7 protein-coding genes are annotated in these 7819 nt (G+C 47.9%); 4 read left to right on the forward strand and 3 right to left on the reverse strand.

Annotated elements, in window-relative coordinates; translation table 11 throughout:
* Nucleotides 1-359: 359 nt before the first annotated feature.
* Both QUA88_RS28805 and QUA88_RS28810 read left to right on the forward strand, forming a co-directional pair.
* A complete protein-coding gene (locus QUA88_RS28805; RefSeq protein ID WP_333207796.1) occupies nucleotides 360-3053 on the forward strand; it encodes an endonuclease MutS2 in 2694 nt (897 codons plus the stop codon).
* A gap of 253 nt (nucleotides 3054-3306) precedes the next feature.
* A complete protein-coding gene (locus tag QUA88_RS28810) occupies nucleotides 3307-4248 on the forward strand; it encodes a site-specific DNA-methyltransferase (protein WP_333055706.1) in 942 nt (313 codons plus the stop codon).
* On the opposite strand, the gene QUA88_RS28815 is transcribed toward QUA88_RS28810, so the two are convergent.
* Together QUA88_RS28815 and QUA88_RS28820 are read right to left on the reverse strand one after the other, a co-directional pair.
* The gene (locus QUA88_RS28815) at nucleotides 4211-4759 is read right to left on the reverse strand and encodes a hypothetical protein (RefSeq protein WP_333055707.1); all 549 of its coding nucleotides are present in this window, start codon (nucleotides 4757-4759) and stop codon (nucleotides 4211-4213) included. The two genes, QUA88_RS28810 and QUA88_RS28815, sit on opposite strands and share 38 nt — an antisense overlap.
* Nucleotides 4752-4964, reverse strand: coding sequence for a helix-turn-helix transcriptional regulator (locus QUA88_RS28820; protein WP_333044298.1), 213 nt, complete (start codon nucleotides 4962-4964; stop codon nucleotides 4752-4754). Before QUA88_RS28820 ends, QUA88_RS28815 begins: the two co-directional genes overlap by 8 nt.
* 384 nt (nucleotides 4965-5348) lie before the next feature.
* On the opposite strand from QUA88_RS28820, the gene QUA88_RS28825 reads away from it, so the two are divergent.
* Nucleotides 5349-5954 carry a DUF3038 domain-containing protein gene (locus QUA88_RS28825; protein ID WP_333055708.1) on the forward strand — a complete coding sequence of 202 codons (606 nt, stop codon included), beginning with the start codon at nucleotides 5349-5351 and terminating at the stop codon, nucleotides 5952-5954.
* Nucleotides 5955-6068: 114 nt separating this feature from the next.
* Here QUA88_RS28825 and QUA88_RS28830 read toward each other — a convergent pair whose 3' ends face one another.
* Nucleotides 6069-6206, reverse strand: coding sequence for a hypothetical protein (locus QUA88_RS28830; protein WP_333224445.1), 138 nt, complete (start codon nucleotides 6204-6206; stop codon nucleotides 6069-6071).
* Here QUA88_RS28830 and QUA88_RS28835 point away from each other — a divergent pair.
* Nucleotides 6154-7749: a DUF4335 domain-containing protein gene (locus QUA88_RS28835; RefSeq protein WP_333055709.1), complete on the forward strand. Its 1596-nt coding sequence runs from the start codon at nucleotides 6154-6156 to the stop codon at nucleotides 7747-7749. The two genes, QUA88_RS28830 and QUA88_RS28835, sit on opposite strands and share 53 nt — an antisense overlap.
* Nucleotides 7750-7819 lie beyond the last annotated feature (70 nt).

Consider the following 7819-nt stretch of genomic DNA (forward strand, 5'->3'; position numbering starts at 1 on the left):
GTATTTATCTCGCGCAAGTCAATGCTTCAATTCTAAAATCTAAAATCTAAAATCTAAAATCTAAAATCGATTGACTTACTGTATAATAGTTGGGAGCTTGCCTAAAGTTGTAGATTTTTTGGGGAATGGTATCACGAGAAGGTATAATTTTAGACGGGTAATGCAAAAATGCAAATTTTCTCCTTCGTAATTAATGTTACATCAGAGCTGTCGGCCGAAAGACTGCTGAGGGCGATCGCAGATACTTTCTCAAATTGCGCCAGGAAACAATAAAAAACTTTAAAATTAATTAATAGTATCGTTAAATTCACCTTCTCGGTCAGCGCCTGAGAATGCCAATTACCAACACCACCTCAACTTTGATTCAAGCCGAAACACTAGAACTATTAGAATGGCCGCGCCTGTGTCAGCACTTGGCTACCTTCGCGGCCACCAAACTCGGCGTCGCCGCCGCCCTTGACCTCGCAATCCCGGCAACTCAAGCTCAAACAGCCGAACTCCTCGCCCAAACTCAGGAAGCTTATCAGTTAGAGAGCCGCGCTGGCGGTGCTTTGAGTTTTGAAGGAATCCAAGACATCGGCACTTCCCTGCAACGAGCCGAACTCCAAGGTTTGCTCAGCGGCGAAGAATTGCTGGCAATTGCTACTACCCTCGCCGGAGCAAGGCAATTGCGCCGGATAATTGACTCTCAGGCAGATGTGCCGACGCTCAAAGAACTAGCAGCCCAATTGCGGACTTATCCCGAACTAGAGCAAGAAATCCATCGCTGTATAGACGATCGCGCTCAAGTAGCAGACAGAGCAACTCCTAAATTAGCAGGAATTAGAGTTCAAATGCGACAGTTGCGCGATCGCATTTATCAAATATTGCAGGGGATTTTGCAGCGCCAATCCAACGCCGTACAAGAACAGCTAATTACCCAAAGAAGCGGACGCTTTGTCATTCCCGTCAAAGCTCCCCAAAAAGATGCCATACCGGGCATCGTTCACGACTCCTCGGCCAGTGGCGCGACACTCTACGTAGAACCCCACAATACAGTCAATCTTAACAACCAAATGCGGCAGTTTCTCAGGCAAGAACAAGCCGAAGAAGAAGCAGTCCGCCGCGCCCTCACCGAGCAAGTCGCAGCAGTAAAACCCGATTTAGACAGATTGGTGGTTGTAGTTACAACTTTAGATTTAGCGGTCGCTAAAGCGCGTTATAGTTTTTGGCTGCAAGCAAATCCGCCGAAATTTATCGAATTGGGAGAGCCAGAATTAGCACCAAAAAATCCCGAAAAAGAAGATGAGGAAAAAGAAGATGAGGAAAAAGAAGAAAACAGTCAATTATTAATTCGCAACCTGCGATCGCAAATTACCCTGCGCCAGTTGCGCCATCCGTTATTAGTTTGGCAGCAACAGCACGAGCAAGGGTTTCCAGTCGTGCCGGTCGATTTAACGATCGGGCCGCACATCCGCGTCGTCGCCATTACTGGCCCCAACACTGGCGGCAAAACTGTCACCCTCAAAACCTTGGGATTGGCAGCTTTAATGGCGAAAGCAGGAATGTTTGTTGCCGCCCGCGAACCCGTAGAATTGCCTTGGTTCGACAATATTTTGGCTGATATTGGTGACGAACAATCTTTGCAGCAAAGTTTGTCTACTTTCTCCGGCCATATCCGCCGCATCAGCCGCATTTTAGAAGTTTTACACAATAAATCGCAGGCTGAAGGGGAAGAAAATTCCAACCTTCCAATTACTAATTCCCAACAGCAAGACGAAGAAGTCATAGATACACAGAACACTGTTTCTGCTCTCCCAATTCTCAAACCTAAATTACAAATTCCCCAACCCCAAATCCCAATTACCAATTCCCAATTACCAATTCCCAAATCTTTAGTTTTGTTAGACGAAGTAGGAGCGGGAACAGACCCCTCAGAAGGCAGTGCATTGGCGATCGCCCTGTTGAAATACCTCGCCCAACATTCCCTATTAACAGTTGCAACTACCCACTTTGGCGAACTCAAAGCCCTCAAATATCAAGACTCCCGCTTTGAAAATGCCTCAGTAGAATTTGACGACAATTCCATGCAGCCAACCTATCGCTTGCTGTGGGGAATTCCCGGACGTTCCAACGCCCTCACCATTGCCAAAAGACTGGGTTTGCTAGCATCCATAGTCGATGAAGCTCAAACCTATGTCGGGGGAGCGTCTCAAGATGTCAATCAAGTAATTGCTGGACTCGAAGCACAGCGCCGGAAACAGGAAACCAAGGCCAGAGAAGCAACTCAACTGCTACACCAAACCGAAAAACTGCACAGAGAAGTTTCTCAAAAAGCAGCCGCTTTGCAAGAGCGGGAGCGAGAACTAAAAATAGCTCAGGAAGTGGCAGTAAATGAGGCGATAGGGTCGGCAAAATCAGAAATTGCTCAAATCATTCGTCGCTTGCAGTCGGGCAATCAGACGGCTCAAAATGCCCAACAAGCGACAGAAACCTTAAATCAAATTTCCCAAAAACACCTGCCCTCTCGGCAACAACCGGCTAAACCCAAACCGAGTTTTATGCCGAAAGTGGGCGATCGCATCCGCATTCCCAGCTTGGGCCAAACCGCCGAAGTCCTCAGCGGCCCCGACGCTAACGAAGAGTTGAGCGTTCGGTTTGGGATTATGAAAATGACTGTCAAACTAGGAGAAATTGAATCCCTCGACGGTCAAAAACCGGAAACGAAAGCTCAATTAGCCAAGGTTGCAGCCCAAGCACAAGCAGTCGCTACGGCTAAAGCTAAGCAAGCAGCGGCGGAACCTGCAAAACCCAATCCCGAAATTGCCATTCGCACTGCTAATAATTCGATCGACCTACGGGGTGCGAGAGTCTCAGACGCAGAAATCGAAATAGACAGAGCTCTTTCCAAAGCCGTGGAATACGGAGTTCTATGGATAATTCACGGCAAAGGTACGGGACAGTTGCGGCGCGGCGTTCACGAGTTCCTCGCGAATCACCCGCAGGTTTCCCGCTTTGAACTTGCCAGTCAAAAAGAAGGAGGTGCAGGTGTGACGGTGGTTTATTTGAAGTAGTCAGGATTGAGGGATTTCTGGTGGATTACTAATTATATGTTTGGATGCAGCAAAACAAGCTGGAATGAATCTATGATTTAGACTGCCTATAGGGAGTGTAAATGAGTTGTGATTTTTTTTTACGAACCGCGAAGACGCAAAGAACGCGAAGTTTGGAAAGAGAAGAGTGTTTCACGACTCATTTAGATTCACTATCTACTGCAAATGTGGCATAATTAAGAGTTGATTTCCCACTTTAGTAACTGCCTGACTCATGAAAAAAACTCCCTCAAATGAAGTTTTGGTGGGCGACTGTCGTGAAGTGATGAAGACCTTGCCAGAAAATTATATTTCTGCCTGTATCACTGACCCACCTTATAATTATGAATTTATTGGTCATAAATGGGATGACTCAGAAATTCAAAGGCGTATTGAAAGAGTCAATGGCAAGGGAAATAAAACCCTTGTCAAAAACATTCCCTATGGCAGTGGTTTAGCAGGTGGAGTCAGAAATGAAAAATGGTATCAAAGGAATCGTAACAACACTCTGGATTATGAAAAGTGGTGCTTTGAGTGGGGTGAGCAGCTTTTTCGGATCTGCAAACCGGGTGCGACAGTTTTAGTTTTCAACAGCACGCGGACTGTTGCTCACGTACAAGTAGCACTTGAAAGTGCTGGTTTCTATGCGAGAGATATTCTTGTTTATAAAAGATCGAGCGGTATCCCTAAGGGTGTCAATATCAAACAACAGTTAGAGAAGAAAGGATATGAAAATTCTGAAAAATGGGATGGTTGGCACAGTTGTCTGAGGAACGAATGGGAAGCAATCTGCGTACTTCAAAAACCACTGGTCAATAATTACTTGGAAACTCTACAGGAGTATGGTACTGGTCTATTTTATACTAAAGATCGGTTCGGTGGTTTTCAGTCAAATATTTTAGAAGGTATACAGCGTGAGAAAACCGAGGAGTTTAACGTCCATTGCACAGTTAAACCAATCGCTCTCATGAGAAAGCTGGTCGAAATATTTGTACCGCGTTTGGAAAATTCTATTCTAATCGATCCTTTCGCAGGATCTGGAACTACATTGCTGGCGGCGCAAGAATTTGGCATTAGGTATGTTGGCATTGAAATAGTACCTGACTACATAGAGATTATCAACAAGCGCCTTGATAGTTTCAGCGGTATACAGGGAATTCTCCCACTTTTTCAATAAGAAATGACTTTAAATCAAACCCGCTTATTGTTTGTATAAACTCAAACGAATCGTCCCCTGTGTAAACTTTCCAAGTCCCTTTTTGGCACGCTGTAATAGCTGCGGGCAAATTATCTTGTCTAAGTATTAAAAAGACGGGCTCGTAATTAAGATTACGAAGTAGTTCGCCATAAGATTTGAACTTTTTCAGTGTTCCAGAATCTCCTGAGCCAATACGATATTTTGTATCTATTGCGTACCCATCAACAATCAGATCGCACGGCTCATCGCTTTCAACTTTCAATGCTGGCTTAAAGCTACTGCAATATGTTTTACACGTTTCAGTAACTAACGATTGCCAACACATACCTAACTCACGCCCCCAATATTGCCTATTTTCTTTTTTTATTATTGGAGAAATACCAAACACATCCATTAAAATATCGTGTTCTTCATTCTCTTCTGCATAAATTTTTTCGGTAAATGATTTTTGGTATCTTGCTAAAATTTGCTCTAGTCTTCTTTCAGTCATCAGCAGTTACCAGTTCAGCTAGACTAACGGATAATGCCTTGGCTATTTTGCTGGCATTAAGCAGCGTTATATTCCGTTCCCCTCGTTCAACTGAACCAATATAGGTGCGATGTAATTCAGATAGTTCTGCAAGCTGATCTTGGGAAAGATTTCTGAGCTTTCGGAAATGTCTAACTTTTTTACCAAATTGCTCCGTAATATCCATAGATGGCGCCAGATGAAGCCATGACAACTATAATCTGACAGACTATGAGTAGCGACAGACTATAAGTAGCATTCGAGAGCGCTAGGATGTTTGCATTGATATAAGTCCCGATAGTTTCAAGGCACTGATTTGATTTCGGTCACTCTGCGGCGTAGCATGGTTAGGGGTAAAAATCTATGGGTTTTGCCGATCGCGATCGATCTTCCTTGAAACCGCAACTTTTCACCCGCAACTCCGTCCTGCAGTTAGGATTGCCGGAATCAAAGCAACGAGCTATGGAGACAACTTAACAGATGTGCTGTTGCCCACAGGCTGCAAAGCTTTTATCACTGCATACTGTTTGATATCCTGCCTCAACCTGTCTTAATTTCCCGTGCTGAAGCCATGCGCTCGACCCTAAAGTCCTCCGCTCCCACAAACGAAACCGGTCCATCTCCCAACTGGGAAGAATTGACCCGAAAAGCACCAGAACCTACCCAGTTGGACAACATTAAAGCCCAACTGGATTTAGTGCTGTTAGCCCTAGAAGCACTGGCAGAAATTGGCTCAGAGGCGATGCTCAAGGTAGCAGCCGAACTGAATTTAGAGCCAATGGTAGCCGATCGGGTAGCTTTGTGGCGGCTGCGCCAATCTAACCCGCTGCGGAAAGGCCAGGGAGGGCGCAAAAAACTCGATGTGGAGGAAGCTCGATCGCTCGTTTTGATAAGCTGTCATTTGGCCTGTCAGCACCAAGCTTTAATCCGCCGCGCTGTTGCTTTGCTCGAACAAATGGCAGAGCAAAACCGCGAACCTCACACAATCGCTTTGTTGGGAGATTATATTGACAGGTTCAGCAACACTTATAGCTCGCGCATGGAAGATGCAGAAAATTTATCGGCCCGAGAACTGACTAATTTGGCCCTCAAACTCCTGATCGATTTGCTATTTTACAGCAGTCCCGGCGGCCACCGCCGCCTCTGGCTGGCACTTCTAGACCGCGCTAAAAATTAAGCTAAGCATAATGGGAACGAGAATGACAAAGCTCCGCAACAGGCAAGATGCCTGTTCCACCAAAAAATTTATTTGTTGTGGAACAGGCATCTTGCCTGTTGCTAAAAAAGCTTGTTAAGAATGCTGCAAAATATCAGATAAAACATAGTTATTCCCTCTTCCTTCTTCCTTCTTCCCTCTTCCTTCTTCCTTCTTCGCTATGGTTCTCAAACGGTACACGCCCCCCACTTGCACGCTGGAAATTACAGCCAAAAGTTCGCCTCTATCTCGCTGGGCGGGCCAACCGGTGTTTAAATCTTTAAGTTTTGAGCTGCGACTCGACGACCCCAGGCTGCCAGATACCCAACACGTTACTATCAGGGGCGATCGCATTCAACTCGAAACCCTCCACGAAGCTGTTAGCACCTACGTCCAAAACTTGCTCGGCGAATCCCGCGATTGGGAAAACAACCTCAACTCTCAAATCGATCGTACCGCAGCAGGTCCAGACTCGCCAGAAGCATCGGATAACGCAGTTATATTCGATCGAGCCGTCAACACTGCCGAACTAGCAACCTGGGCCCCCAACACAGCCTACCTTCCGGTTCCCCCCCGCTTAGAACCCCGCGGCTTGCTCGCCCACAACTTATTTTTAGGCTCTTTGAGCGCCGCAGAATCCGGGCCAGTAGTTCCCTTGAGCACCCTGCAACTGTTTGACTTAGCCACAGCACTAGATAACTGCGCCGCCGAAGTGATGGCGCTTCCCAACCTCAACCGCGAACCCCGACAACCGCTGTCCTCACCCTGGCTCAAGGTGGCAGCATTGCTGGTAGCCAGCGCCGGCCTGACGACAGGAACTATCAAAATGCTCGATCGAACCGCCACCTCCCCGCAAACCGCCTCAGCCCCCGCCACAGCCCCCGCCAATCCACAATTGAGCACCGTTCCTGGAAACCCCCAGTTAGCTGCCGGCGTTTCCCCCAGTCCAGTTCCCGCCCTACCGACACCCCCAGCACCAACACCCGCAGCCACACCCGCTTTACCGCCCCTGCCGCCCCCGCCCATCAACACCGCCGCCTCCCCCAGCCCCAGCTTACCCCCCATCGCCCTCGCCCCAACTCCAGCCACCAACAGACCCAGCCCTATCCAGCAGCCACCCCTGCTATTTCCCGCCAACGGCAACGCAGCCAGCGCCCCACAGAGCGCCCCAGCTTTCCCTCAAGGGCAAACAATCACAATTCCCGCCCCCGAAGAACCGCCCATTTCCGCCCCCCAAGCACCCGCACCAGTACCCTACGTGCTGCCCCCTCTACCGCCGAGACTGGCTCCCGCCGTACCGCCCCCCCTGCCGCCATCCCTGTCGGCTTCCCGATTTCCTGTTCCCCCGCCCCAAACCTTCCCCAGCCCCATCGAGCCGATTGTCCCCCCAGCCAGTACCGAACTCCCAGCCCTTGAGGACGCTCAACCGAGTGCCGAGTCTGAGGACGACAACCAGCTCGCGGCGAGCAAAAAAAACCGCACTTTATTTGATACAATTCCTCAAGTTTCAGAAGCTAGAACTTACTTTGAGGAACGCTGGAAGCCTCCTGAAGGAATGGAACAAACTTTGGAATACAGCGTGCTGATCGATGAAAATGGGTCAGTTCAAAGTATTGTGCCGATGGGAAAAGCAGCCGCAGATTATATCGAGCAAGTTAATATGCCATTAGCCGGCGAGCCGTTTGTTTCTGCCGTTTCTAATGGGAAAAACCCGAAAATTAGAGTTGTTTTGAGGCCGAACGGTCGAGTACAAACCTTTTTGGAAGAGAGTGATTAGGAATGAGAATTAAATAACTTCCACAAGTTTGTGGGATGGGCGTCCCGCCCGTCTTTTTTGGACGGGCGGG

Origin of the sequence: Microcoleus sp. D3_18_C2, from assembly GCF_036702395.1 — a bacterium.
In the GTDB taxonomy this organism is placed as follows: Bacteria; Cyanobacteriota; Cyanobacteriia; order Cyanobacteriales; family Microcoleaceae; genus Microcoleus.